The following is a 26,708-nucleotide window of genomic DNA, read 5'->3' as shown; positions in this document are numbered from 1 at the left end:
GTATCACACCGATTTACTGTTTCCCGCTTGCGCACGCGCATCGGCTCTGCCACCGGCGATGATCGCCTCGGTATCTGGTGCGAGAAGATTGGCCCGTCGCGCGAAGGCGACAAACGTCCCGCGAGCGGTTTCGACATCAATCTCACCCGCAAGTGCTGCTCTGCAGGCATTGAGCGCGATGGCGTGGGTTGCATTTCGTTTCGATGGCGGCCACTCATTCAGCCAGGCATAGGCTTCTCTCAGGCCGCGAATCTCAGCCGGAAATCCGAGACCCACAAGGATTGTGACGGGATGTCGAAAGCAATCGTGTTTCATCGTTCTCCTCCATTCACGCGACATTGAATTTTAACGTCCTGCGTCGGGCAACCACCTACCGGATCACCAGCACGTGTTTGGACCCGGCGCGAAACAGATCGAGCACTATCGTGCCACTGGCGTTCGTTAAGGCTGTCTCGAGTTCCGCCACTGTCGCGATGGGCCGGCGATTGGCAGCAACGATCACGTCACCCATGCGCAGACCGGCTCGGGCGGCAGCACTTCCATCTTCAACACTTGAAACCACAACGTTGCCGGCCGCGTCCTGGAACTCAGCGCCGTCAAGGCGGGAGGACATGGAGCCGGACTTGGCAATCGTCTCGTCCGGCTCTATGCGCATCGTCACCGTTTTGCGAACTCGATCGCGTAGATATTCGATTTCGACTTCCGATCCGACCGGAGCCAGACCGACACGATTGCGGAGGTCTGCCGAGCCTGTGATTTTGCGATCGTTGACGGCGGTGATGACATCGCCGGCCTGAAGGCCCGCCTGTGCCGCCGGCGAATCTTGCTCAACGCTGCCGACGACGGCGCCGTAGTTTTCCTCAATGCTGAGCGCTTCGGCCAGGTCGGGCGTCAGGTCCTGAACGGAGATGCCGATCCGGCCGCGCCGCACTTCGCCATGCTCGATCAGTTGCTCCATCACGGCCGACGCCATTGCGATCGGAACCGCAAAGCCGATGCCGACATTGCCGCCGGCTGGCGCGATGATTGCGGTGTTGACGCCGACCAGCAGGCCGTCTGCAGTCACCAGCGCGCCTCCCGAGTTGCCGGGATTGATCGAGGCATCCGTCTGGATGAAGTCCTCATAGCCCTCGACATTGATGCCGCCACGGCCAAGGGCGCTGACGATACCGGAGGTGACGGTCTGCCCGAGCCCGAACGGGTTGCCGATCGCGACGACGGTGTCGCCAACCCGGAGCGCGTTGGAATCGCCTAAGGGCAAGGCCTTCAGTTTTTCCGCGTCGATCTTCAGCAACGCTATATCGGTTGACTCGTCACTGCCGACCAGCTCGGCCGTGAAGCGGCGGCGGTCCTTCAGGGTTACCGCAATCTCGCCGGCGTCCGCGACGACGTGGTGATTGGTGAGGATATAGCCTTTGTCGGCGTCAACGATGACGCCGGAGCCCGCGCTCAGCCGCTGCTGCTGCTCAGGCAGGTTGAAATAGCGGCGGAAGAAGGGATCGTTGTAGAGAGGATTGGTTTCGGCGGGAGCGCGCGATCTCACTGCAATGTTAACGACCGCCGGCGTGACGTCCTCCAGGACATCAGCGAGCGACGGCTGAATGCTTGCCGAAATCGCCGACGGCGGCCGCGCCGCCGGTAACGGCGCAGGAACCAGGATGAGGACGAGTGCGGCGAATACGCCAACATATTTCGACGGACGCGCGGTCATTTTTGGCCCCGAATTCTTCAGATCCTCCTTGGGTGCAGGCGGGCGGGCCATCGGGTCCAGCCTCATCGGAGCCCCGTTTGGCTCCGGCCACCTGCGCCAGTCCAACGTCCAAACGCTGCCCCAATCCGGCGCAACGCATGGTTCACAATCTATCGATCGGTCGGCGCCGCGTCGGGGCGCCGACCGATCGTTTCCGTCAGAAGTCCATGCCGCCTCCCGGCATCGGCGGGAGCGGTGCTTCCTTCTTCGGCTTCTCGGCGACCATTGCCTCGGTGGTAATCAGCAGGCCGGCGACCGAGGCGGCGTCCTGCAACGCGGTACGAACAACCTTGACCGGATCTATTACCCCTTGATCGTAAAGATCGCCGAACTCGTTGGTCTGGGCGTTCCAGCCAAAACCAAATTCGGTCTTCTCGCGCAGCTTGCCGACGATGATCGAACCCTCGGCACCCGCATTCTCGGCGATCTGGCGCACCGGCGCCTCGAGTGCACGGCGGACGATCTCAATGCCGTGCCTCTGGTCGGCATTCTCCGTCTGAGCGTTGTCCAGTGCCTTCACGGCTCTCAGCAAAGCGACACCACCGCCGGGTAGCACGCCTTCCTCAACGGCCGCCCGCGTGGCATGCATCGCGTCGTCGACGCGGTCCTTGCGTTCCTTCACCTCGACTTCGGTCGAGCCGCCGACGCGGATGACGGCAACGCCGCCGGCAAGCTTGGCGAGCCGCTCCTGCAGCTTCTCGCGATCGTAGTCCGACGTGGTTTCCTCGATCTGCGCCTTGATCTGGGCGACGCGGCCCTGAATCTCCGTCTTCGAGCCTGCGCCGTCGACGATCGTCGTGTTTTCCTTCTCGACGACGACCTTCTTGGCGCGGCCAAGCATATTGAGGGTCACATTCTCGAGCTTGATGCCGAGGTCTTCGGAGACCGCGGTTCCGCCTGTTAGGATCGCTATGTCCTCCAGCATGGCCTTGCGGCGATCGCCGAAGCCCGGCGCCTTGACGGCAGCGATCTTCAGGCCGCCGCGCAGCTTGTTGACGACGAGCGTCGCCAGCGCCTCGCCCTCGACGTCCTCGGCGATAATCAGCAGCGGCTTGCCTGATTGAACGACCGCTTCGAGAACCGGAAGCAGCGCCTGCAGGTTCGAGAGCTTCTTTTCATGGATCAGGATGTAGGGTTCCTCGAGCTCGACCCGCATCTTGTCTGGGTTGGTGATGAAATACGGCGAGAGATAACCGCGGTCGAATTGCATGCCTTCGACGACTTCCAGCTCCGTCACCGCGGTCTTGGCTTCCTCAACGGTGATGACGCCTTCATTGCCAACCTTCTCGACCGCGTCGGCGAGGAACCGACCGATCTCGGTGTCGCCATTGGCCGAGATCGTCCCTACCTGGGCAATCTCGTCGTTCCTGGTAACTTTTCGCGCGTTTGTCTTCAATTCCTCAACAATGGCGTCTACGGCCTTGTCGATGCCGCGCTTCAGGTCCATCGGGTTCATGCCCGACGCCACAGCCTTCGCACCTTCCTTGACGATCGCCTGGGCGAGAACTGTCGCGGTGGTGGTGCCGTCACCAGCGATGTCACTGGTCTTCGAGGCAACCTCCCGCACCATCTGTGCGCCCATGTTTTCGAACTTGTCCTCGAGCTCGATCTCCTTGGCGACGGTGACGCCGTCCTTGGTGATGCGGGGCGCGCCGTATGACTTCTCAATTACCACATTACGGCCCTTCGGACCGAGCGTAACCTTGACGGCATTGGCGAGAATATCGACACCGCGCAGCATCTTCTCGCGGGCGTCGGAATGGAACTTCACTTCCTTGGCAGCCATTTTTGTACTCCTTCCTGAGGCAGCATTCCTTGTTAGCAGGGGGCGGGATCGACACTAGGCTGCGTTTCTCGCTGCGGCGTCGACCTCGATCACGCCCATCACGTCCGATTCCTTCATGATCAGCAGATCCTCGCCATTGAGCTTGATCTCGGTGCCCGACCATTTGCCGAACAGAATGCGATCACCCACTTTCACATCGAGCGGTCGCAACTGCCCGCTGTCGTCGCGCGCACCAGGGCCGGCGGCAACGACCTCACCTTCCTGTGGCTTTTCCTTCGCCGTGTCTGGAATGATGATGCCGCCGGCCGTTTTTTCCTCGGCCTCGATGCGGCGAACCAGGATTCGGTCATGCAAGGGACGGAACGTCATGTCGCTCTCCTCATGGACAAACAGGTTTTTCAAGAGGTCCTCCGCGCCGCATTCGGGGCGAACCGACGCGGGGCGCGCCGACCCTTTCGGATCGCGCGCAAATCGATCTGGTTTTTGTCTTTTCGAGTTTCAAGGGGGAACCAGAAATTTTTTAGCACTCTAGCCCATCGAGTGCTACCGACATGAATTCATGAGACTATTTCGCTGAGCCGCCGCTCGAAAACTCTTGCTCCCTCTTGACGGAAGGTATCGTAATCCCCACCTCATTTTCGCCGACCGCCAAAATGGGGTCGACAACAGTCAGGGAGCCCCAAGCTTCTTGGCGCTCCCTCGTATCTATGTTGCTCTACGGAGGATGTAGCTATGAGAACAAACCTCGACTTTGCCCCCTTCTACAGGTCAAGCATCGGCTTTGACCGCATCTTCGAGCTGCTCGAGAACGCCAGCCTCAACGCTGACAACTGGCCGCCCTACAACATCGTCAAACTTGGCGAAGATGCCTACCGAATCGCTATCGCGGCGGCGGGTTTCGCCGAGGACGAACTGACGATCACCCATGAAGCGAACATGCTCGTGGTCAACGGCGTGAAATCGGAGGACGAAGAGGTACAGTACCTCCATCATGCGCTTCCTGTACGACCATTTGTTCGGCGATTTGAACTCGCCGATCATGTCATCGTCGAGGGCGCGAAGCTCGAAAACGGGCTTCTCGTTATCACCCTCAGGAAGGAAATACCTGAGGAGATGAAGCCGCGTCGGATCGCCATCGAAACCGAAATGACGAAGCCTGCCTCAAAGCAGATCGAAGGCGACAAGGCGGCCTGATTGAGAACATGCTGCTTGATCCTCGCCGTTGCCAACAGGTGAAGGAAAGCAGCTTCGCCAAGAAGGAGAGAAAAGAAAACCGAAGAAAGGATGAAGTCATGAATGTAGGTGACCTGATCCCGTGGAGCCGTGGCAGCAGCCAGCTCCCGAGCAGCTATCGCGGTGATGACATGGATCCGTTCCTGTCGCTGCACCGCAATGTCAACCGCCTGTTCGACGAAGTCTTCCGCGGCTTCGCCCCGCCATCGTCGTTCGCCGGGTCGTCGCCCTTCCGTGGTTCGTGGCCGCACGTGGAGATCGAGGAGAATGACAACGAGATCCGCGTGCTAGCCGAGGTTCCGGGCATCGAGCCAGACGATATCGAGGTCCTGTTGGAAGACGGCATGCTGACGCTTCGCGGCGAAAGCAAATCGGAAACCGAGGATAAGGATCGTCGGTTCAGCGAGCGCTACCACGGGCGCTTCGAGCGACGGCTGTCCCTCGGCGGCCAGGTCGAGGAGGGCAAGGTCGCCGCAACGTTCAAGAACGGTCTGCTCACCGTGACGCTAACGAAGAGCGAAAAGGCGCGAGCCAACGTCAAGCGGATCACCATCGACAGCACCAAATAATACCGACCGCCGCAAGCCAGCCGGGTGCTAACGTGCCCGGCTGGTTATTCGCGTAGCAAAAACCGATGACGTGGTTGACGGAACCCCTTGCGCGAGACAGACAATCCGGCCGCGCTGACCGGAAGTTCGTGGAGCACGTCAGCACCAGCCAGCCCCTTGACATCAACTGCCCACGACCAAACATTCATCCCGTAGCACGCATTTTTCGCCCGTCACGCTCTGTGATGACTTCGGCGCGCGTCTCGGGGCGACCTTGGCTGCTGGTATTCGAACGGCAAGCCCCACCCGTCATCGACTGTCTGATGGGCTACACTGGCGGGAGTGACACGCTGACTCAGGTTGAACTGCATTTCCCAACCCGCGATGCCGCCATTGCCTACGCAAAGCGACAGAAACTGAATTGCACCGTCGTAGACGACAGGAGCCGCCGTCCCTAGTTTTCGTTGATATCGCCGGCAAGCTCTACCATTCAAGCCCCGTTGCTGCGCGATCGGCGCATCGATCGGCATCGCCAATCCGGAAGAGCCCGCCGCTGAAGCGGCGGGCCGTGCTCTCCTTTTTCTCGATCATACATGTGCATGCGGGTTCCGCCGATAGTCCCAGAGTGCCCAGGCTGATACGGCGGTGGCGAGCACGCCGAGGACCACATGGGTCCACATCGCGTTCATGTTCGCCGCGAATTGAAGCAGCCAGGGCGAGACGATCAGCCAGGAGAAGATGCGGCTCAACCGCACCACAGCCTACCGCTCCTCCAGGCCTAAAAGCGGCCGCCGGAACAATAATGAAAAGCGAAAGCTGGCACCGCGCCGTCTGAAGAAGGCATTCTTTCGATGTGAACTGAATTCCCAGTATCTTTGACGGGCCGCCTCATATGAGGACCGCCCGTCGGAAAGCTGGCAAGGCTTTGAAGCAGGCGCCAGATAGCTCCGTCAGATATCGTACCGCGAATCGAGCTCTCGCAGGGCAGACCGAACCTCATCGATTGAAACCGGCTCAGGCGTTCCTGGCATATGACGGAGAGCCGGCTTCGAATCTATAGCGTAAAAGTCCGAAGCCCACGCGGCGAGAATGGCCCGTTTATCATCGACAGAAAGTGCAGGAGCCTTCACCACATCCATTGGACGTCGAAGCGGCGACCAGTGAGATGCTAGAACTTCCGGTCCGATGTTCACGGCAGTTGCGGCAATCTGCTTAAACAAATCGTCCATCATCGGTTCACCTCAGCTTACGTGCGGCTTCCTGCTCCACCTCGCATGAGTCGCCATGACGAGGTCAGTTTCCGGCGCCAGCAGATCGTGCTTTTCCGCGAAGGCGGCAAACAAGCCGCGTGCGGTTTCAGCTTCGATCTCGCCGCGCAAGGCAGCGCGGTAAGACCGTGCCCGTCGAGGGCGGCGTCGAAACGACGTAATTTTGCGGAAACTGATCTTCAACAGCCCGATTGTCTTCGTGATGGGGCAGCCAACCATGAATGACGAGATCTACGCCCCGCACCCTCCGCCCGCATGGCGTCCCAGGGGCCGTAAAGGCGAACATGGGCCTGACATGATCAATCGAAATGCCCGGACATCGCATCTGGCGGCTCTATCAGAACGCTTTAAGGGGGATGGCGAATTGCTCCGATGCGCCGCAGCGAATGCTCGAAAGGCTGGGGCACTAAGAAGTGCCCCAGCCCAGCCATTCTAGGTAAGCGAGCGTTGACCGCCGGTACCTGTCTTTGCCCCAGGCGGTCCATCCGCGCCTGTCGACATGCCCGCGCCTCGGCAGGCGTCAATAAACGCTTCGCGCGCGATGGCGACTGGCGTCACTCGGTTTAGAGCACGGCGGCACGTTTGAACCGCCCGATTGTATTTTCTGCCGCGATAGATGGCCCAATCCCCTTCGAGGAAATCGAGCACGTCGTTGACAGAAGCGAAGACCTGGGACGCCCCGTCCTTCATGTGAACGGTGACGGGAGTCATCCAAACCAATTCCGGGTTGAGCATGATGTCCTCCTTTCGCATTCAAGCCGGATGAAAAAGAAGTGAAGAAAATATCAGCGCAGACAGAGCGGATTTCAAGAGTTCCAACCCGCCACATGGTCCACGTCAATTGACGATCCAAGCGAACAGATTGCCGCCTGATCCCCTCAATACACACCGGATCCACAGCGGAGGCGCGGGGTGCGTTCACCGCCTTGACAGTCGACGATCTTCGGCGAGGTTGGCCGTTAAAAACCACCACGAACCGCAGCGATCCAGCAAGTTAGGCGCGTACGCAGGGAGGGCTCAAGATCTCAATTTTCAGTTTTCTCAAATTTCTGCCCTTCCTGCTGCGATACAACAGGATTTCCCTTACGGTGTCATTTCGCCCCCTACCGGAGCCGCCCCCATTATTCCCTGTCGCCGGCTGATCGGCTGGAAATCAAGCTTCGCAGGCGCAACCAGCTTGGTTTTGCGGTGCAACTGTGCCTGGTGGGCTATCCCGGCCGGGCACTCCTTCCGAACATATATCGACGCAGATCACAGGCTATTGCCTTTTACCCTCGCCGTGAGGAAACTCGCCGCGATCACATCGCACACCTGCTGCGCTATTTGAAAGTCGAAGCCCAACCGACATGGACAGCGCGCTACGCTGCGGGCAGCCATCGAGACAGCTTCAACGACAGACCAGGGTCAACGATCGCAAAAACAATCAGTGCTACGTACCGGGTACGCCGGGCCCTGCTGCCAATGGCGACCGTGATCGAACGCATGGGTCGGCGCGGCCCGCGCCATTGCCCGGCGTCGTGGTAGGCAGCTCTGATCGGAGCTGACGCTTACGCGCTCGAGATCGATCCTCGCTTGCAGGCCCCGCATCCGGTCTGGGGGGCGGGACATCCGCGAGGGTGACGCCACTCAGCCTGGCTCGCTGGTGACTTCAACGCCAGCCGTCGGTACGCGACAATCATAACGCAGGCATCAAACTCCGCCAGAAGCTCACTGATGACGCGGTGACGATGCTCATCAAGCCAATCGGCCGCCTGCTCTCGCAGGTCAGCAACCGCAAAATGCAGCGCCATATGAACGCTCGCATAGAAACATCTAAGGCGCTGTGACTGTTCCTCGCCGCGATTTTTTGGCCCCTGCAGGCTGCCAATGACGCCGATGAAGATGCGATCGGGACTATAGACCGGAAAGTCGCTGACACCGGCTGCTGCAGATCAAGCCCGGTCTTGAGGGAATGGTGGAGAAGGGGAGGTATCGCCTTTGGTGATAGCGACCAGCAACAAGCACACGTTCGTAAGCTCGCGGGAGGCTTCCTTCCAGGCGTTCACGTTCGACTCGCGACGGGGGCTATAGACGAACACCTTATGCCCAAGCCCGACTGATTGAGCATGTTACATGTTCATCCACGGTATGGATGATAGCTATGCAAAAGCTCGATTTTTCCATTCTCGCGAAATTCGATTAAGAAACTCGTACAGGTTGGAGGCAGAGTGGACAGTCAGACACCGGCCACGCAGATATGATTGGCAATCCGTCCGCGGATGCATTGAGGCAGGCTCATGAGCGAATTCAAGTGGGGTCACATTCGCGGCGATCTGAATTCTCGGCTTGTGCAACGGCACCCCAGCTATAGCCGCAGGCAGCGCAATCTCGGGTGCTCACCCGCACGTGCGTGCTCTCCAGTACATCACAAGCCCTCGCTTGGTTTAGCTCGGTGCGACGGAAATCGACAGGCGCCGCCGCCGAGGGTGCTGAATTGGCGCAACTGGCAGATTCATGAGGCACTTTTTTGAAAGCAAAGCTCGGTCGATCCATTGGCCGCTTCGGCGACGAGCGGGGCAACATAGCTGTTCTTTGCTTTACAACGGCAGCGCAACGCCGAACCCGCCAAGCGTTTTTTGAGGAGACCTGCTCCGGCTTGAGTTCGGAAGACACTTCTCGAGACACTGCATCGTCAGGTAAGGCATCTCATCGGCTCCGTTGAAGCTCAGTTTATCGCGGGCGCCATCTTGTGGCCCACAAACACCACTTACGAGGAGAATACATCCATGGATCAGCCCGCTTGGAAGAATCCGCGTACGGCCCTGATCGTCGATGGCAGTGACGCTGCACGTCAACGGCGTATACCGAATCTGGCGTCGGTCGACCTAAACCTGCTAGTGGAGCTCGAGGCCTTGTTGCAGTATCGAAACATCACGCATGCTGCTCAACATGTCGGTAGGAGCCAACCGGCAATGAGTAGAGCCCTATCAAGGCTGCGTGACATGTTCAATGACGATCTCTTGGTACGCGGCTCGAGTGGCCTAGTCCCAACACCGCAGGCCGAACACTTGGCGCAAATGCTGCCGTCGGTATTGAATGCTATCCGCGAACTGGTGAGCTGCAGTTCCGGCTTAAGGGATTTGCGGTCGAAGGTAACTATGGCAATGCCCGATCACCAATCGCTAGTTCTGCTGCCATATCTATTGCCGCGTTTAGGTGAGCGTGTGCCTCATGTTGACATCGCCACCGAGCCACTTTTGGACGGCGCTCTACGGCGTCTCGAGCAAGGTGAGATTGACTTTGCGATCGGGCAGATCGGTGCCGCTCCTCCAGGCTACTTGCGGCGCGGTCTCTATGCGGACCGCTTCACTTGCCTGCTTCGCCACGACCACCCTGCATTAGAGCAGGAGTGGAGCGTCGGAACCTTCGCGGCGCTGCGTCACGCCTCTATTGCCTCGGATTCCAACGAGGGCCTGGGTCAAGTCTATGATGGGCTGGTCAGGTTCGGACTACCCGGTCCGATAGTGGTCTCCAACGTGCTGACTGCGGCAGTTGTAGTGGCGATGACTGACCTAGTGCTGATGATACCGAACCGAGTTGCAACTCGGGTGGCGACTATGCTGCCGCTCGCTATTGTAGATCCACCCGTGGAGCTGAAGCCATACGAAGTCGCGTTGATCTGGCACCAGCGCTGCCATCATGACTTGGAGCATCGCGTGCTGCGTCGCGAAATCGCCGCCGCAGCGCGGATGGGCCGGCTAGACGTGTCACAAGACCAAATGGCGAGGCGGCAGAACGATAGTTGAACTCACCGCTGAACGGAAGGGTGCAGCGAAGGACAGCCCGACACCGCGTGCGATTGATCCCATCAAGCGCCGGGTGTTTGACGCTTTAGCTTCCTCAAGGCATCAGTTCATCTCGGGGTTCTCGCTGCCATGTCATCGCACTCGCCGTGGACGCTGGCGCCACTCTGCTAAGTGCCACTTTGCATCGTCAACATTTGACCTATATTGCACTGCAACAATGGTAGGCTTGCCTGATCCACCATTATGGTCACAGGTTCCCTTCAAGCGGGAACGCGCGCTCGCTGCGCACGATAGAAGGAGTCCATCTCATGAAAAATTTAATCCACAACGTGGGCCCAAACGACGCCCGTAGGGACCACGTCGATATAGGTGATGCGGTTCGGCGATCTCGCGAAGCGGTCGGATATAGCGTCGACGACCTCGCATTAACATGCGGTCTGACATGCGCCGAGATTTCAAGGATCGAATTAGGTGCTGATGTCGACCCTGAACGGCTCAGGCGTGTAGTCGCTGCCCTTCGAGTGCCAGCCACCACCTTCGCATTGAAGCATTCATGAACAACATTTAGTGGAAACAAGCTCTGCAAGCTCGAGTATAGTCCCCGACGCGATTGCCACCTATGCCGACACCCTCATTTCAATAGCTGGTGTGCAGTCGAACCACACGCGGAGGGTCGCTGCGGTTGCAGCGAAGACCGGCATGAAATGCCTCCTGGTTCAGGAGAGTTGGGTGCCATCGGCCGTGATACACGACCCGGCGCTTCTGCATTCCTATGCACATCAATCCAGCCGAGAACATCTGGGTATCTGTGCGAGAACGACTTCACCATCTGCGTCGGCGGCGAAATCATCGATAAATCAGTCAGGCCTGGAACTTCTTCGTCAACAACAAAGAGCTTCGTCACCTCCATAAAGTCAGGCAAATGGGCGCAGGTGAAAACTTTAATGCAATCGAGTCGACATTCACCCTCACGAGTTCTCCCAACGGCCAAACTCTTCTCATCAAACGTTCGTGCTCCTCAAGTTCCGGTACCGTGCTAATGCCCAGAGCGGAAAGAACTTGGAGTAGCCGTGATATCGCAAATAAAACACGCGCGGAAAACCCGTGGCGGTGTAGCGCTGCTCATCCCACAGACCGTTCTCGGTTTGTGCGTTTTTTAGGTAGTTCACCCCGCGTGCGACGGCCGGATGCTCCACCTCGCCGGCCGCCATCAGTCCAAGCAAGGCCCACGCCGTTTGGGAGGACGTGGAAGGCGCCTGCTCATATCCGCTATAGTCGAGTCGGTAGCTGATTGCATCCTCGCCCCAACCGCCGTCCCAACTCTGGATGGATACTAGCCATTCCACCGCCTTCCTTATCATGGGGTCCTGGTGATCGATCCCTGCGGCATTCAGCGCGCACAACACCGACCAGGTACCGTAGATGTAGTTCAGGCCCCAGCGGCCGTACCATGATCCTTCCGCGTGTTGGGTGCGGCGCAAATATGCAATCCCCTCGGCGACTGCCTTGCTGCTTTGGGTGAATTCGCCGACCTGGGCCAACATCGAGACGCACCGCGCGGTAACGTCTTCGGTCGGCGGGTCGAGCAGCGCGCCATGGTCCGCGAATGGGAGGTTATTCAGGTAGTATTCGAGATTGTTGACGTCGAAGGCGGCCCAGCCGCCATCCCGGCTTTGCATGCCTTCGATCCATTCCCGGCCACGTGCGATCGCGGTGGCGTATTCCTTGCTGCCGGCGTGCCGCTGCGCGCGGTCCATGGCCATGACCACCACTGCAGTGTCATCGAGATCGGGATAGTGCGCGTTATTGTATTGAAACGGCCAGCCGCCGGGCCTGATGTTGGGCGCCTTCACTGCCCAGTCGCCCTTCACGTCCAGTACCTGCCGCGGCTTCAGCCAGTCTAGGCCCTGCTTCGCTTTCGCTAGGGCGTTAGCGCCGCCCACCTCCTGAAGTGCGTGGCACGTCAGCGCGGTGTCCCAGACCGGCGACAGGCAGGGCTGGCAATAGGCCTCTTCCTCGCCGATCACCAAGAGCTTGTCAATAGCGCGACGTGCTATCGCGCGCGGCGGAAAATGATCGTCTTTACCGAGCGCGTCATACATCATCACGATATTGGCCATCGACGGATAGATCGCGCCCATGCCATCTTCACCGTTGAGCCGCTCTTCAGTGAAGGCGAGCGCACTCGCGATCGCGCGCTCACGAAGTTTCTTCGGAAGATGCGGCTCAATAACCCGCAGGATGCCGTCGATGCCGCGGAACAGCAAGAACCAGCCCCAGCTCTGGTGCGGCGCCTTCGGGTTCATGCCTACGCTCTTGGTATCCTGAAGGAACAGTTCTTCGATGCCGACGCCCTTAGGATTCTTCGCACGCGGCTTCAGCACTGCAAGAACCATCAGCGGCACAATAGTGGTGCGCGCCCAGTAGGAGATCTTGTAGAGGTGGAACGGCGACCAGATTGGCAGTAGCACGATCTCGATTGGCAGAACCGGCACCGCGCGCCAGCTAACTACGCCATAGAGCGCGAGCAGGAAGCGCGTGAGTACATTGCTGTTGGCGGCGCCGCCGCGCGCGCGGATCGCCTCGCGCGCCTTCACCATATGAGCCGCGTCGACGGAATCCCCGATCATCTTGAGCGCGAAGTAAGACTTCACGCTTGCGCTCATATCGAAGGGCCCGTCATGCACCAGCGGCCAGCCGCCGTGCGCGCCTTGAGTGCGGCGCAGATAAGTTCCGATTTTGGCTTCGAGCACGACGTCAATGGGCTCGGCCAGGTAATGACGTAGCAGGATGTATTCGGAAGGGATGGTGGAATCCGCTTCCAGCTCGAACACCCAGTGGCCGTCGGCATGACGATAAGCGAGCAGCGCCTCAGTGGCTGAGGCGATGCTCATTTCCAGCGCGGCGGGATCGATGGCAGTGCGATTTCCGGAATGCTTATTCACTGACTTCCTGCGTGTTCGGCAGCGTGCAAAACCGTGTGGATTTACCAATCGAGTGTTTGTCTGAAAGAGCCAGATCGGCGGCACGGTTACCCGACCGCACCGATCCCTCGATGGTTGCCGGCAAACCGGTAGCGGTCCAGTCGCCAGCAAGGAACAGGTTTTTGCAACCGGTCACGGGCCCTGGACGTAGCGCGTTCTGCTCCGGGGTGGCCTCGAATGTGGCCCGGCGCTCACACACGATCTGCCACGGCGGCAGCTCGCCTGAGATCCCACCGGCCTCGCACACGTCGCGCCAGATCGCTCGCACGAGCTCCTCACGCGGAATGTCAAGCAGGCGGTCGCCATTGCTAATGGTGACTGAAAACCGCTGCGGATAGGCGAACAGCCACTCCACGAGCCCGCCGACCACACCCAGGATCGGATCCGCACCGGCTGGCGGATCGAAGCGAAAATGGGCATTAACGACGGCGCGGAATTCGGTCGGGGTTTTCAGGCCGGGCAGGAGCGTCGCGGCCGCCCGTGGCGGCACGGCGAGGATCACGGCGTCGTCGGGGCCGACCGCTATCTTGTCGTCACCGAAATCAAGTTCGCTGATGATCTCGCCCGATTTGGCAAGCTTGCGCAGTTTATGGCTGAGGCGGACGGTGGCGCCCCGCCTCTCCAGGAGCTTGACCGCCGGCTCGACCAGAACGGCGCTCAGTCCGTCGCGCGCGACTAGCGGACGGCAAGCCTCGCCGCCCGCGAGCAGCGTTTCCCGTACGATGGCACCGGCAAGCCCTGCCGAGCCCTCCGGCGGATCGCAATTCAGGGCGGCGAGCAGCAGCGGCCGCACCAGACGCCGGTACAGCGTACCATTGCAGGGTATAGTGTTTCCGACCAGTTCATCCGCGCCGGCCCATAGGATTGGCGCGAGCTTCAGGTAGTCCCACAGCCTGGTGTCGGGGACGCGACGCGCCTTGTCGAACACCCAGGTCGGAAGCCTGCCGCCGCCGAGATCGACCTGCCAGCGCTGTACGGTGGAGATGTCGACGAAGGGAAACTTGGCACTCGTCGGACCGACAAGACCGGATTCCGTTCCGATCGCACGGGCGTAGTTGCGCACATATTGGTTGCCCGATAGAACCAGATGGTTGCCGTTGTCGATGGTGAGATTGGTTGCGGAATCGAAAAAGGAGCGGCATCGACCGCCGGCCTGTTGCGTCGCTTCATAGACATGCACCGGCAAACCTGCATTGCTCAACTGCACGGCCGCGGAAAGGCCGGAGATCCCGGCGCCGATAATGTGAACATTTTTTGGCATCACATCAAGGCGTAACGGAAGAGAATGGCGAGCTTTGTGAGATTGGTTACACGCACCGGTTCCCGGGGAGCCGCAAAACCCCTTATCAGCAGCAGGTCCAAGATCGCGCGGTAACATTTGGACATGATGGTGGGGGCGCGTACTATTCTGCGCGGGTTGCAATTCATGATCTCGTCGGATTCGGCAAAATGCATCATCGCGCGTTGGGCCAGCGGTGCGCACGCCTTGGGCAGCGCCTTGTCGGCGATGACTTTATGTGGGTCGCTGCTGGTGATACCGGCGTGATCGAGGCTTTCGCGTGGTATATAGAGCCGACCCAGCCCAGCATCCTCGTCGATGTCGCGCAGGATGTTGGTGAGTTGCAGCGCACGACCGAGGTGATGCGCAAGTGCAATGCCATCCTCCTCGCTCAAGCCGAACACACGCACCGACATCCTTCCCACGGCGCTGGCGACACGGTCGCAATAGAGATCCAGGGTTGCCATTTTGGGCGCGCGGATGTCTTGTAGCACGTCCATTTCCATGCCGTCGACAACGGCTAGGAAATCCTCTCGCTTCAGCCCGAAGGTCGTTACCGAGGCGAGATAGTCCTTTAGCCGCGGCGGCGGTACACCTTGGTAGAGCGCGTCAATGTGATCGCGCCATTGCTGAAGCGCAGCAAGGCGGTGCTCGCGCGGTTCGTCGGAGTCGGTGATGTCGTCGACCTGGCGGCAGAAGCTGTAGATCTGGAATATCGCCTCGCGCTGCACCGGCGGGAGGGTACGCATTCCCAGATAGAACGAGCTGCCAAGGGCCGTAGAGCGGTGGTTCGCGTGGGCCGCCGCCTCCGCCCTCATACGTCGACAGTCGTCTTGAATCGCGTACCGCGGCCGAACGCACGGCGCGCGGCTTCGTTTGCCATTGCGCCGGCGCCATGGAGCAGCAGCTCAAGCGGCGACAGATGCACGCGCTCCCTTAGAGGATCGCGCATCTTCAGCATCGACACGATCTTATCGGCAAAAGACAGTATGACGGAGACCTCGAACCCGAGGCGAAAGTCCTTCACCTGCGACACCAGCGCTCCGCCCCCGTTGAGCAGCACCTCGGCCTTCGCTGCGAGAGAGCGCAGGCATTGTAGCATCTGCAACGAGGATTTTGCGGCGCCCAGCTCTTCGATGGAGGCGCCGCTGGCTAAAAGCGCATCGCGCGGAATATAGACGCGATTGAGATTGCGGAAATCCTTGCCGCAATCCTGCAGGTGGTTACAGACCTGCAGTCCCGCGCACAACACATCCGATGCCGGCCAAGTCGCGGCACTTTCGCCGTGGACGTCGAGCACAAATCGGCCGACCGGCATCGCCGAGTATTGGCAGTAATCGATCACCTCGTCCCAGTTCTCGTAACGCTGCTTAGTCACGTCCGTTCGGAAGGCGGTGAGCAGATCGAGTGCATGACGCGGCGGCATGCCGCGCCGGTCAAGCGCAGTGCGTAGGTGTACAGCTTCTGCTCGCGTTTCGCCCTTGCCGAGCAGCTCGGCCTCCAGGATGTCGAGGTACAGAAGCTTCTCGTCTGCCGCGAGCGTGGCGTGATCGGCAATGTCATCGGCCATGCGGACGAATCGGTAGAAGGCAAGAATCAGCGCTCGGTGCCGCGGATGGATAATCCACGACGCAACGGGGAAATTTTTCTCGCGGTGCATTGCGTCCGACCCGGGGCCGCTGCCGCTCGTCATTTAGCACCATCGTCGGTTTTGCGGGCGTTGGATGCTGCTGAAATGCAGTCGGGCCCCCGAATAAAACGTACAATCCACGAAGGTACGGCGGCGGCCAAAGACGTTATCGACCGGCGCGCGTTTTTATCCCCGAGAATTATCCGATGCGAATCTGTTTTTCGAGTATACTGATTCGTCCTGCCGAATTCTTTGCTGAAAGCGTCGGATGAGACTATATCCCAGTAGCTAAAGGCGATTCGACTACCGCGCATTATGAATACACCACATCCCTGCCATGCAAACCTATCCCACCACTCAATTATTACGCGGTCATCTTCTTCGTAGATGAACTCCGGAGCGCATATCCTCTCCGCAATAGCGCGATTTGGTCGAAAAATCTTTTGGATTGCCGCGCGTCCTATCACGGGGCGCTGCATCGGCCAGAGGCACATTGCATTTTCGTGGTACAGCTCAGCCAAAGCGATCGCATCACCCTTATTGAATCGTCGAATCCACTCTTCGACCGTCCTGCGCGCGCTCATTGAAATGCTCCTTTCTCAAGACCTTTGCTACCATCGGTCCGTCAGGATCCGGTATTTTCCAGCTGTTGATTCGAGGTAAGCCTGAGGTGATATCGCCCGACTCGACCCCCAAACATAGTGAGGCACAAGGCGGCACACAGCGATTGCTGTGCGAGCATAAGCGCCGCGTTTCGTTCGTTCAGTCATTGCAGGTGATGTCCACGGTGATCACTCGATGCCGCTTCTAAAAGCGATCGGTGCACCTTCAACGAAAGTCGCGGAGCCCCACGCAGCGTGGAGAAACTCGCGTATGGGTCACTGGACGGGTCGTGGCCGTGTTTTTTGTAAGAAACCGCGACTATTGGCAAAGCTCGAACTCGCCCTCTCAGTTGCGCGCGCGACGCCCTTTTCAGGGACGGCACCGGCCCACGCAAGTGTTGCTGCTGGATACAAATACAACCGTGATCCGAGCGGAAAAGCGGTCCACCGGAAGAGCTAAATCAGATGTATTTTCACCAGAGTTTCACATAGTCTCGCTTTATTGAAATCCATTTTTTCAATGACATAAATCTATACGGTCGATTCACAGCCGAGTATGATTCAGCCACAGGCGGTTCTGCAGTCAGAACGTCGCGGTTCTCAATTTGAGGAGTTATCAGTGATGTTTAAGACAGAACGAGGCTGCGATCGTGAAGGAATGGATGAGCGTTTTTTCGAGTGCGGTATCGCGCGAGACCGGTGCGCCACTGGCAGACAGTGTAGGTCATCGCTGCTCCGGTCAATTTCACGGCGAAGACCGGCACTTGTCCTGGGGCCGGCGGCGCCTATCCACTGGGAACACCGGCGGTCGAGCAGGCCCTGTTTCTACCTGCCAATGCGAGCCTGATCACCCGTACCGGCGCTGTAGTCGGCTCCGAGTGCATCGGTGCAGGCGTTCAGGCAGGCGGAATATTTTCACGGCCGCCCGTCCGCCGTCGATTACGATGCTGCATCTTCAGGCGGCACAAATCTTGCGCCGACGAACCGCGAACTCGTCGACGCCGTTGATGAGCGGGTAGGGGTGATCGCGGAAGAGACCGGGCGGCCAGACGTTTGCGGAACGCACAAGCGACTCGCCCGTGACCCGCAGGCCGGTGGTGTGGGAGGGAGCGGCGCCGTGGGGCGTCTTTGCAAACCAGTGTCAATGCCAGAGTCGCGACCCGCCTTAATTATCAGCCACATTGCTGACAAACCATTCATAGGATTTGGCCAGTCCCAACTCGAGCGAGGTCTTCGGGCGCCAACCCATCGACACGAGTCTTTCGCTAGATAAAAGCTTTCGGGGCGTTCCGTCCGGCTTGGATGTGTCGAAGACTATATCGCCTTTAAAACCAACAACACGGCAGACGATGTGGGCTAGTTCAATGATAGTTATTTCCCCCCCGGAGCCTATGTTAATGTGTTCCGTTTCGGAATAATGCTTAAGTAGGAAGACCAGGGCGTCGGCACAGTCTTCACTGTACAAAAAGTCTCGAGTAGGTGTGCCGCTTCCCCATATAGACAAGCACCCAAGGTCTCTAATCTTTGCCTCATGTGCTTTGCGTATTAAGGCAGGGACGACGTGGCTGGAGGTAAGATCGAACTTATCGCGTGGGCCATAGAGATTTGTCGGCATGACTGATATGAAGTTTGCGCCGTATTGCTTACGATACGCTTGACACAACTTAATGCCGGCGATTTTGGCGATCGCATACCACTCGTTGGTCGGCTCAAGTGGTCCGGTCAATAGAGCCTCTTCCCTTATGGGCTGCGCCGCATACTTCGGATATATGCAACTCGATCCAAGGAAAAGAAGCTTTTCAACGCCACTGCGGAAGGAGGCCTCAATGACATTAGCCTCCATGATAAGGTTTTGATAGATGAAGTCAGCGGGCATAGTATCATTTGCCAGGATCCCACCCACCTTCGCTGCCGCCATTATGACCGCATGCGGCTTTTCCTTTGATAGAAATTTCTCAACTTCCTCTTGCCGCGTCAGATCCAGCTTTTGCCTATCTGCAACGATGACTTCGCAATCCTCGGAGGCAAGCGATCGAATTATGGCGCTGCCGACCATACCTTTGTGTCCTGCGACCCAAATACGCTTTCCGTCTAGCAAATACATCGGCATCTCGCCTCTTACTGTCGGGTGCCCCTCAAATAAGAGAGATCTTCCCTTACCATTTCGCAAGCAAGATCTCTCACACTTGTCTCGTGCCTCCAGCCCAAAACCTGGCGGGCCTTGGTGGCATCGCCTAAAAGTAAATCTACTTCGGTGGGCCTGAAATAGCGCGGATCCACCGCAACGACGCATTTGCCTGTCGCGGCGTCTATGCCCCTTTCTTCAATGCCTTCTCCCACCCATTCAATCGTCATTCCGGTTTCCTCGAAGGCCCATTCGACGAACGTGCGAACCGATGTTGTCACCCCGGTAGCCAGGACATAGTCGCCTGGTCTATCCTGCTGACACATCATCCACATGCCCCGCACATACTCACGGGCATGTCCCCAGTCACGTTGAGCATCTAGATTTCCAAGATAAAGGACCTCTTGTTTACCTAGACTGATTGCCGCCGCAGCCCGGGTGATCTTCCGAGTCACGAACGTCTCCCCACGAAGCGGACTTTCGTGGTTGAAAAGAATACCGTTGGAGGCATGCATGCCGTAAGCCTCTCTATAATTTACGACAATCCAGTACGCGTACAGCTTTGCGGCCGCGTAGGGTGAACGCGGGTAGAATGGCGTCTTTTCGTTTTGGGGGATCTCTTGAGCCAGCCCATATAGCTCTGAAGTCGATGCCTGATAAAAGCGAGTCCGATGGATCAGCCCAAGAATCCGAATAGCTTCCAGCATGCGCAATGTACCAATTGCATCGGCGTTTGCAGTGTACTCGGGGGTTTCGAAGCTTACCTGAACATGGCTTTGCGCTGCAAGGTTGTAGATCTCATGCGGCTGGGTTTGCTGAACAATGCGCAGCAAATTGGTCGAATCCGTCATATCCCCATAGTGGAGAAAAAATCTCGCTTCAGGATCGTGACGTTCTTGATAAATGTGCTCTATCCGTTGAGTGTTGAATGATGACGAACGACGCTTTATGCCGTGAACAATATAGCCTTCGTCCAACAGCAGTTCAGCAAGATAAGCCCCATCCTGACCCGTTACACCAGATATTAAAGCTACTTTCCGGTCTGTCACTTTGTCGAATCTCCAGTGATATTCCTGCGGGAGAGGGCGTGCGCTAGGGCGGCTGGTGTGAAGGAAATCGTCGTGCTTCGGCGACAGAGCGGGCCCATGGAGGCATTGCGGTTTTCAAAGCAGTATTGCCGGAGACGTGCGGGCCGGGACAACTGGGCATGAGGCGCTCGTGTCCCTTGGAGCGCGCCCAAGTTTCTCCATGACTGCTCTTCTCCACGCCTAGAATTGAGGTGACGATTTTCATTCAAGAGGCGGTATTTGTTGAAGATCTTTCGATCACGACCAGGCGACTAGGATCGTTCAGATCAAACTCAATAACCCTTGGGACAGAAAGGCGTGCGTAACGTGTAAAGGCGCTTGTCGGAGGAAACCGAATGACGGTGTCGCAAAGCCCAAGAAGATACATCTCGACGAGGGCGGAAATTCCGCCCTCAACCCCGAGATCTGGGCTGTGTAATGGGCCAGACTGATCCGCTCGGAAACTTTTCGGGATCGTGAGAAGATCGGGGAACCTACTCGACACCTGGTCCAATACCCGCGCGCTATCGGTGCACAAAATCACCCGCACAGGCTTCGGGTGGGGCAACGCTTTGGCAGCATTAATGGCAGTGCACACTTGATGCACGGCAAGGTCCGGATCGGCCCAGTAGGGTGCATGGTCCATAACGTCTTCGCCGTTACCATGCCGAACATGAACCCCGATCGCACTGTACCCATAGAAGTGCTCCTGATAGATAGCGTCTATGCGAGCCTGAATTTCAGCCCGAGGCTTGACACTGCAGAAAATCTGCCGCTCTGCCTCCTCGTCGCAGCGCCACATCAAACACGCATCACACACTACCGTGTTGGCCTCGACATCATCTTGGGCCTGGAAAAGTTCATCGAGTTCGTCTCGCTCTCGAAAAACCTGAGCATCTGGGCGGTAAACACATTCAATCGCAGGTTTATTCCACCAATTTGGGAAGAATGGTCCTGGGAAGGAAAACTCGTTGATCTGGTTATCGCAAATAAAAGGGACACCTGCGATATCCTTGATTGGTTCAAAAAACACCGGAAAGGCGTTTGTGAAGGGCTGATCAAGGTAGCAGGACCCGCGCCAGTCAACGGCTAACGTTCGCGCCGTCCGTTGGGCGTAGCGCCAAGCGGCCGCCAGCGACCACAGACAGTCACCGAAACCAGTACGTCTCCGAGAGAGGACATATCGATTGTACAATGCTGCCCGTCCTTAGTGCCGCCGCTCTGACTTAGTGTCTTCTACGGATTTCCGATCAATTCAGAGCTTCCTAATGGAGTTCGGCAACATCAGTAAAATTCATATTTTGAATGGCAACCATCCACATATTGGATATAAAGGGGACGTGTCTTTCAGGGCTTATCTTCACGTTAGGTGGCGAACCATCGGTTCACACCAGGAAGAGAAGAGCTGATGCCAATTCCTGGACTGCCGACACAGCATAGAACAGCTCGCTCATCGGCGACGCTAGCGGTAACAGATCTGCATATCAGCAAAGCCTAACTTACACCCATTCAACTGTTAAGGACCGCCAGTCCCTGAGCCAGCAAGTGTTCGGCAGCATCTGGGTCGTCTGCCTCGACGTAGCAACGCAGTTCAGGCGCGTTTCCTGAAGGGCGGATGTGCAGGATACGGCCGCCTTCAAATGTCAGGCGCAGGCCATCCACGTCGTCCGTGCCCGTCACGCGACCGATCCGGCTGAATAAATGGGAAACATTAGCTTTTGACGCTTTCAAGAATGCCACTAGGGCGTCGCTCCTATCGAATGGATAGTTCTCGATCCGGCCGGACAAAGCGACTGGCAAACGATGCATCGCGACGATCCCCGAGAGGGGAGTTTTGGCCTCTACTGCCATGTGGAGCGCTGCAATGATGGGAAGGACGCAGTCCCGGGTCGGCAAGGCGGGAAGCGACGCGCCTCCGAACGAGAAGTTCGAACCTAGCATGACGCCACCGTTGGCCTCGAAGCCCATCACCCGCTGCTTGCCACGCGCAACCGCCTCAGTCATGGCTGCAATGACGTAAGGTGAGCCAACGCGGGTACGCACCACCTCGACGCCACTCGCCGCCTCGATCCCGGAGTTGCTGGTTATTGGCGTAGCAATAAGCTTGGCCTCCAGCAGCCTTGCGCAAATTAGACCGAGCAGATCACCGCGCAATGGAGTTCCCGTTTCATCCGTTAGCAGGGGCCGATCGGCATCTGCGTCCGACGATACAATGGCGTCAAAGGCGAACTCCTTCGCCCAGGCAGCGAGCATCTTACATGTCGCCGCCGAAATAGCTTCCGTGTCAACAGGGATGAAGACCTCAGATCGGCCTACCGGTACGACATTTGCGCCATGACCTTCCAAGATGGTGGTCAAAATATCGCGGGCAACGCTGCTGTGCTGATATAAGCCGATCTTTAGCCCCTGAAGGCCCGATTTGGGAAGCAGCGTTTCGTAACGTTGGATATAGAAGTCAGTTGCTTCGCTGGAGTGGTCGGCGCCGCGGCCACACTCAACCCTGGTTGCATCTGCATCGGCTGAAAGCTGCTCCGCCAACGCCGTAATCGCCTGCTCGTCGGCCTTGTTGATCTCACCGTCAGGCAGATAGAACTTAATGCCGTTTCGGTCGGCCGGAATATGCGAGCCTGTGATCATGAGTGATGCTGCACCGAGTTTTCGGCCGTACAATGCAAGCGCTGGTGTCGGCAGCCCTCCGCAGTCGACCGGCACCATTCCCGCCCGGGCGAGCGCTGCCATGCAGATAGCGGCGATTTCCGAACTTGAATCGCGGAAGTCGCGACCGACCAATACGGTCGCCCCTCGCGCGACCCGTCCTCTGTCGAAGAGCATCCTCGAAAAGGCTGTAGCATAGAGCGCCGACACACTACCCACGAGTTCTGTTGCCAACCCGCGGAGACCACTTGTGCCGAATTTGGGACCCATTAACTAGCCTTTTTTTGCCGGGCAGCGTTCAGCAGGTAGTCGACGCCACCGGGGCAAGCCGAATGAATTCGCATCCACTAATGAGATTGCTTCGCTCTCGCCACACTGTTATGAAGCTTCCATCAAACGCAATCAAAAATGACACCATGCTTCCAAAGATTATCCCAGCTATCATGGCAGGGGGTAGGGGCACAAGGCTCTGGCCTCTGTCACGCGCAACTGCCGCAAAACAGTTTCTAAAGCTAATCGGCGAGGAAACGCTCTTTCAAGACACGCTTAAGCGCGTTTCCGATGCCAAAGTTTATGGAGCACCACTCGTCATCACCAATGAGGAATTTCGCTTCCTGGTTGCCGAACAGGCGCGCGAGCTTGGGGTCACGCTTTCCAGCATAGTACTTGAGCCGGTGCCGCGCAACACGGCAGCCGCAGTAGCCGTCGCCGCCCGGATCGTGGCTGATCGGTTTGGTGAGGACGCGCTATTGCTTGTGCTGCCGTCGGACCACGCGATTACGGTAGACGATACTTACAAGAAATGCGTGCGCTCCGCCTGCATCGCCGCAGCGGAGGGCAAGCTCGTGACGTTCGGTATTCAACCCACTTGGCCAGCAACGGGATACGGATACATCGAACGTGGCACTTACCTTGGCAAGGACGTCCATGCGGTTCAATGTTTTGTCGAGAAACCAAGTCTCGAAAAGGCGGCGGCTCTTTTGGAGACCGGCAATTACTATTGGAACTCTGGGATGTTCCTTTTCCAGGCGGCCAGCATTATCGCCGAACTTGAGGAGCATGCACCCGACGTGTTGTCGGCGGTGCACGCCGCGGTCAGGGGCTCAACGGTCGACGCCGATTTTATACGACTTGCCCCGGAGAGTTTCAGCCAAGCGCCATCCATCTCGATCGACTATGCACTGATGGAGAAAACCGCAAACGCCGCCGTGGTCTGCTCGGATTTTGCTTGGTCGGATCTCGGTAGTTGGGATGCTGTGTGGAAGAATGAGGAGCAGAATGCTGATGGTAACGTGCTCAAGGGCAATGTTACGGCCTGCAACACGAAGAATTCGCTTGTGTTGTCGCATACCGCGCATCTCGCTGTACAGGGGATGGATGGAGTTGCAGTCATCGCTAGCGAGGACGCAGTCTTCGTCGGGCGACTGGAGGAGGCCCATGAGATCGGAAACTTGGTGAAGCGCCTCGCCGCGGACGAAAATACGGCACGTCTTACGGAATTGCACCCAACTTTGATACGGCCATGGGGCGGCTACACCACTATGCTTAACGGCGATCGCTTCCAAGTAAGGCGGTTGTTCGTACGCCCTGGGAAGATGCTTTCTCTCCACAAGCATTTTCATCGATCAGAGCACTGGATCTGCGTGAAGGGCACCGCAGAAGTGACAATCGAGGATCGAGTAACGATCCTGCACGAGAACCAGTCAATCTACATCCCCGAGGGGGCGATACATCGCTTGGGGAACCCTGGCAAGATCATGCTGGAGTTGGTCGAGATTCAAACTGGTGCCTACCTGGGCGAGGACGATATCATCCGCGTCGCAGACGAATCGAGAAATGAAATGCCAGATTCGAGGCGTACGGGCCTATAGGGATAGCGTGTCCTTTGCGCAGTCCGGCACCTTCGCACGCATTACGGTATCTGGAGAGAGGACGTGGTGGCACCATCGGCAAGCGTTGCACCGGCGGCCGCGGACGAGTCTGACGACATGCGATGGATACCGCCCTCTGCGTCGACCCAATCGTAGATGCGTGTTCTCCTCCGTGGGCCCGGCACGATCGTTCTCCTGCGCAACGCATACCTCGCGACGAGGTAGGCCGAAAAATCCGCCTTTCTTCGCGCGCGCATTTCGAGACGACCTTTCTCGACGGGCAGCTCGCCCGGCGTCTGCGACCCGTCCGGCTTCTTTTTCTTTGAGCGGTTTCTCGCAGCCCCAGCCGCTTGCACGCGGCTCCATTCCGGCTTTTTTACCGACAGATCAGCTTTGCGCTTGAAGCGCTGCTTGCCGTCCCGTCTGGCGGCGGGCCCGCGAGGAACGGCGAAAAGGCGGCGCCGAAGCCCCTGCATTGTTAGTGGCAAGGCTGTTGCGGTGGGCGTTGACGGTTTCGCTCCGGCTCGACCCTACGGTCGAAAAGACGAAATGGCAGGAGCGGTCGGCCGTCTTGCCACAAAGCCTGATCTTCAGGAGGCGCATGTAAGAGGGCGGGCGACGGCATGAGCCGTGAATGCACTTGACTTCAGATTAATTAAGCGCTTTCTAACGATTTGCATAATTGATCGTTCGGATGACAACCATCCGCACTGTGGATTCGCCAGAACATGCGTTTTAAGGGCCTTGATCTCAATCTCCTCGTTGCGCTCGACGCACTGATGACCGAACGCAAACTCACGGCCGCTGCACGCAGCATCAACCTGAGCCAGCCGGCGATGAGCGCAGCCATCACCCGGCTTCGGACCTATTTCCGCGACGAGCTATTTACCATGAATGGTCGCGAACTTGTACCAACTCCGCGAGCAGAAGCGCTCGCACCCGCAGTCCGCGAAGCCCTGCTGCACATCCATCTCTCCATCATTTCATGGGATCCGTTCAACCCAGCGCAGTCAGATCGCAGTTTCAGGATCATTCTTTCCGACTTCATGACGCTAATGTTTTTCGAAAGGGTTGTGGTGAGAGTGGCGCGGGAAGCGCCCGCCGTCAGTTTCGAGTTGCTGCCGTTTTCCGATGAGCCAGATGAGCTTCTCCGGCGTGGTGATGTCGATTTCCTGATCCTACCAGAAATGTTCATGTCGCACACGCATCCCAGAGCGAAGCTGTTCGATGAGAGATTCGTGTGCGTGAGTTGCCCAACGAACCAGAAGCTACCGCCGCAGCTCTCCATCGACAACTATGTATCAATGGGGCATGTTGCGGCCCAATTCGGGAAGCAGCGGCCTTCCGTGGAGGAATGGCTATTGCGCGAGCACGGACTGCGAAGACGGGTCGAAGTCGCCGTGCCGGGTTTTACCATGATCCCGCCTTTTTTGTCGGGCACTGACCGCATAGCGACCCTCCCGTTACGACTGGCGATGCACTTCGCAAAAGCCATTCCCCTGCGGATCACCGAACTTCCGCAACCCATTTTTCCCGCGTTCACCGAGGCTGTCCAGTGGCCCGCGCCTCACAGCAGTGATCCGGCCAGTCTCTGGATGCGCGAGATATTTCTACAGGAGGCGTCTCGCGTTGAATTTCAATCCGAAACTTCGGCGCATGCTCTATCATCATCTCAATTGCCTACATGCCTCTAAAGCCGACGGCGCAACTCGCCACCCTTGAGCCCGCAACTGCACGGTCGGCTCAGGGTCGAGCAGTTTGGCTGCGGGTTGCGGCCGACCAGAAGGGCTCGCACGGCCCGAGCGTACGCCCCGCATGCCACGCTCCAACCATTTTCGGCCTATGCGCAGCATTAGCTCTTCAGCTTTAGCAGCCGGGAGACCATCTCATTCAGCGTGATATCCTTCGATACCTCGATCAAACCGCGCATGGGCATTAAGGCGAGGTTCTACTGTCCGCCATGCTACAAGTCACTCGCAAGTTGCCCTTCCGGACGCTCCCAATCCAGCCAATTGCGGTCGGAACGCCAATCCAACCGCCTCGCAGCAGCCTCCGCCGACAGCCCGTTCCCAGCCGTCTTCGATACTCGGCTCTGAAGATCGTGACTCAGTGCTCTTCCATTGCC

Annotated in this window: 24 protein-coding genes and 3 pseudogenes; 10 read left to right on the top strand and 17 right to left on the bottom strand. The window is 58.1% G+C overall.

Going from position 1 to position 26,708, the window contains the following annotated elements; translation table 11 throughout:
- Window positions 1-3 precede the first annotated feature (3 nt).
- The 4 genes from SJ05684_RS28925 to SJ05684_RS28910 form a co-directional block, all read right to left on the bottom strand.
- Window positions 4-315 carry a DUF982 domain-containing protein gene (locus SJ05684_RS28925; RefSeq protein WP_014330279.1) on the bottom strand — a complete coding sequence of 104 codons (312 nt, stop codon included), beginning with the start codon at window positions 313-315 and terminating at the stop codon, window positions 4-6.
- Window positions 316-370: 55 nt separating this feature from the next.
- Window positions 371-1,711: a Do family serine endopeptidase gene (locus SJ05684_RS28920; protein ID WP_034859293.1), complete on the bottom strand. Its 1,341-nt coding sequence runs from the start codon at window positions 1,709-1,711 to the stop codon at window positions 371-373.
- A gap of 196 nt (window positions 1,712-1,907) precedes the next feature.
- Window positions 1,908-3,536 carry a chaperonin GroEL gene (groL, locus tag SJ05684_RS28915; RefSeq protein WP_014330281.1) on the bottom strand — a complete coding sequence of 543 codons (1,629 nt, stop codon included), beginning with the start codon at window positions 3,534-3,536 and terminating at the stop codon, window positions 1,908-1,910.
- A 54-nt stretch (window positions 3,537-3,590) separates the two neighbouring features.
- Window positions 3,591-3,905: a co-chaperone GroES gene (locus tag SJ05684_RS28910; protein WP_014330282.1), complete on the bottom strand. Its 315-nt coding sequence runs from the start codon at window positions 3,903-3,905 to the stop codon at window positions 3,591-3,593.
- A gap of 363 nt (window positions 3,906-4,268) precedes the next feature.
- On the opposite strand from SJ05684_RS28910, the gene SJ05684_RS28905 reads away from it, so the two are divergent.
- The 3 genes from SJ05684_RS28905 to SJ05684_RS30885 all read left to right on the top strand — a co-directional run bounded on the left by SJ05684_RS28905 (window position 4,269) and on the right by SJ05684_RS30885 (window position 5,775).
- Complete coding sequence (locus tag SJ05684_RS28905) at window positions 4,269-4,730, top strand: Hsp20 family protein (protein ID WP_014330283.1); 462 nt, start codon at window positions 4,269-4,271, stop codon at window positions 4,728-4,730.
- Window positions 4,731-4,828: 98 nt separating this feature from the next.
- The gene (locus tag SJ05684_RS28900) at window positions 4,829-5,338 is read left to right on the top strand and encodes an Hsp20/alpha crystallin family protein (RefSeq protein ID WP_034859295.1); all 510 of its coding nucleotides are present in this window, start codon (window positions 4,829-4,831) and stop codon (window positions 5,336-5,338) included.
- A 65-nt stretch (window positions 5,339-5,403) separates the two neighbouring features.
- Entirely contained in the window at window positions 5,404-5,775 is a 372-nt protein-coding gene (locus tag SJ05684_RS30885) for an NADH dehydrogenase ubiquinone Fe-S protein 4 (RefSeq protein WP_014330285.1), read from the top strand.
- A 129-nt stretch (window positions 5,776-5,904) separates the two neighbouring features.
- Here SJ05684_RS30885 and SJ05684_RS28890 read toward each other — a convergent pair.
- The 4 genes and pseudogenes from SJ05684_RS28890 to SJ05684_RS28875 all read right to left on the bottom strand — a co-directional run.
- A pseudogene (locus tag SJ05684_RS28890) lies at window positions 5,905-6,048 on the bottom strand (SPW repeat protein); the annotation flags it as partial.
- Between the two features lie 219 nt (window positions 6,049-6,267).
- Entirely contained in the window at window positions 6,268-6,549 is a 282-nt protein-coding gene (locus tag SJ05684_RS31155) for a hypothetical protein (protein WP_014330287.1), read from the bottom strand.
- 9 nt (window positions 6,550-6,558) lie between these two features.
- Window positions 6,559-6,714 (bottom strand): annotated as a pseudogene (locus SJ05684_RS30810) (DUF982 domain-containing protein); the annotation flags it as partial.
- A 303-nt stretch (window positions 6,715-7,017) separates the two neighbouring features.
- Window positions 7,018-7,320 carry a DUF982 domain-containing protein gene (locus SJ05684_RS28875; RefSeq protein WP_014330927.1) on the bottom strand — a complete coding sequence of 101 codons (303 nt, stop codon included), beginning with the start codon at window positions 7,318-7,320 and terminating at the stop codon, window positions 7,018-7,020.
- A 249-nt stretch (window positions 7,321-7,569) separates the two neighbouring features.
- Between SJ05684_RS28875 and SJ05684_RS31150 the strand changes: the two genes are divergently transcribed.
- The 4 genes and pseudogenes from SJ05684_RS31150 to SJ05684_RS28840 form a co-directional block, all read left to right on the top strand.
- On the top strand, window positions 7,570-8,109 hold the full coding sequence (locus SJ05684_RS31150) for a DUF4158 domain-containing protein (RefSeq protein ID WP_080577857.1): 540 nt from the start codon (window positions 7,570-7,572) through the stop codon (window positions 8,107-8,109).
- 1,241 nt (window positions 8,110-9,350) lie between these two features.
- A complete protein-coding gene (locus tag SJ05684_RS28855) occupies window positions 9,351-10,370 on the top strand; it encodes a LysR family transcriptional regulator (RefSeq protein ID WP_014857586.1) in 1,020 nt (339 codons plus the stop codon).
- Between the two features lie 308 nt (window positions 10,371-10,678).
- Window positions 10,679-10,927, top strand: coding sequence for a helix-turn-helix domain-containing protein (locus SJ05684_RS28845; protein ID WP_078070602.1), 249 nt, complete (start codon window positions 10,679-10,681; stop codon window positions 10,925-10,927).
- 6 nt (window positions 10,928-10,933) lie between these two features.
- Window positions 10,934-11,105: pseudogene (locus SJ05684_RS28840) on the top strand (1-aminocyclopropane-1-carboxylate deaminase); the annotation flags it as partial.
- A gap of 266 nt (window positions 11,106-11,371) precedes the next feature.
- Here the strand turns inward: SJ05684_RS28840 and shc are convergent.
- The 5 genes from shc to SJ05684_RS28815 are packed head-to-tail and all read right to left on the bottom strand — an operon-like array spanning window position 11,372 to window position 16,847.
- Window positions 11,372-13,264, bottom strand: a complete 1,893-nt coding sequence (gene shc, locus SJ05684_RS28835; protein WP_050980215.1) for a squalene--hopene cyclase — start codon at window positions 13,262-13,264, stop codon at window positions 11,372-11,374.
- 43 nt (window positions 13,265-13,307) lie between these two features.
- The gene (gene hpnE / locus SJ05684_RS28830; RefSeq protein ID WP_014857589.1) at window positions 13,308-14,615 is read right to left on the bottom strand and encodes a hydroxysqualene dehydroxylase HpnE; all 1,308 of its coding nucleotides are present in this window, start codon (window positions 14,613-14,615) and stop codon (window positions 13,308-13,310) included.
- On the bottom strand, window positions 14,615-15,451 hold the full coding sequence (gene hpnD / locus SJ05684_RS28825; RefSeq protein ID WP_014857590.1) for a presqualene diphosphate synthase HpnD: 837 nt from the start codon (window positions 15,449-15,451) through the stop codon (window positions 14,615-14,617). The genes hpnE and hpnD overlap by 1 nt, the downstream gene beginning before the upstream one ends.
- Window positions 15,448-16,326 carry a squalene synthase HpnC gene (gene hpnC / locus SJ05684_RS28820; protein WP_034859281.1) on the bottom strand — a complete coding sequence of 293 codons (879 nt, stop codon included), beginning with the start codon at window positions 16,324-16,326 and terminating at the stop codon, window positions 15,448-15,450. The genes hpnD and hpnC overlap by 4 nt, the downstream gene beginning before the upstream one ends.
- On the bottom strand, window positions 16,323-16,847 hold the full coding sequence (locus SJ05684_RS28815; protein ID WP_015633390.1) for a nuclear transport factor 2 family protein: 525 nt from the start codon (window positions 16,845-16,847) through the stop codon (window positions 16,323-16,325). Before SJ05684_RS28815 ends, hpnC begins: the two co-directional genes overlap by 4 nt.
- A 904-nt stretch (window positions 16,848-17,751) precedes the next feature.
- Between SJ05684_RS28815 and SJ05684_RS28810 the strand changes: the two genes are divergently transcribed.
- On the top strand, window positions 17,752-18,138 hold the full coding sequence (locus SJ05684_RS28810; protein ID WP_080577843.1) for a potassium-transporting ATPase subunit C: 387 nt from the start codon (window positions 17,752-17,754) through the stop codon (window positions 18,136-18,138).
- Here SJ05684_RS28810 and fcl read toward each other — a convergent pair.
- From fcl to SJ05684_RS28790, 4 genes are all read right to left on the bottom strand, one after another.
- On the bottom strand, window positions 18,031-18,969 hold the full coding sequence (gene fcl, locus SJ05684_RS28805) for a GDP-L-fucose synthase (RefSeq protein ID WP_034859283.1): 939 nt from the start codon (window positions 18,967-18,969) through the stop codon (window positions 18,031-18,033). The two genes, SJ05684_RS28810 and fcl, sit on opposite strands and share 108 nt — an antisense overlap.
- Window positions 18,970-18,983: 14 nt before the next feature.
- Window positions 18,984-20,039, bottom strand: a complete 1,056-nt coding sequence (gene gmd, locus SJ05684_RS28800; RefSeq protein ID WP_014857595.1) for a GDP-mannose 4,6-dehydratase — start codon at window positions 20,037-20,039, stop codon at window positions 18,984-18,986.
- 244 nt (window positions 20,040-20,283) lie between these two features.
- Window positions 20,284-21,252, bottom strand: coding sequence for a nodulation protein NodZ (gene nodZ, locus SJ05684_RS28795; RefSeq protein ID WP_014857596.1), 969 nt, complete (start codon window positions 21,250-21,252; stop codon window positions 20,284-20,286).
- 314 nt (window positions 21,253-21,566) lie between these two features.
- On the bottom strand, window positions 21,567-22,982 hold the full coding sequence (locus tag SJ05684_RS28790; RefSeq protein ID WP_034859288.1) for a phosphomannomutase: 1,416 nt from the start codon (window positions 22,980-22,982) through the stop codon (window positions 21,567-21,569).
- Window positions 22,983-23,128: 146 nt separating this feature from the next.
- Here SJ05684_RS28790 and SJ05684_RS28785 point away from each other — a divergent pair, with 146 nt between their 5' ends.
- Window positions 23,129-24,583, top strand: a complete 1,455-nt coding sequence (locus tag SJ05684_RS28785; RefSeq protein WP_048655408.1) for a mannose-1-phosphate guanylyltransferase/mannose-6-phosphate isomerase — start codon at window positions 23,129-23,131, stop codon at window positions 24,581-24,583.
- Between the two features lie 728 nt (window positions 24,584-25,311).
- Window positions 25,312-26,277 (top strand): transcriptional regulator NodD1, encoded by a 966-nt coding sequence (gene nodD1, locus SJ05684_RS28770; protein WP_014857603.1) that lies wholly within the window; start codon window positions 25,312-25,314, stop codon window positions 26,275-26,277.
- Window positions 26,278-26,708: the final 431 nt, after the last annotated feature.

The sequence above is a fragment of the Sinorhizobium sojae CCBAU 05684 genome (genome assembly GCF_002288525.1).
Lineage (GTDB): Bacteria > Pseudomonadota > Alphaproteobacteria > Rhizobiales > Rhizobiaceae > Sinorhizobium > Sinorhizobium sojae.
Note: the sequence above shows the minus strand (reverse complement) of the source record. Positions and strands in the feature narration are given on the sequence as shown.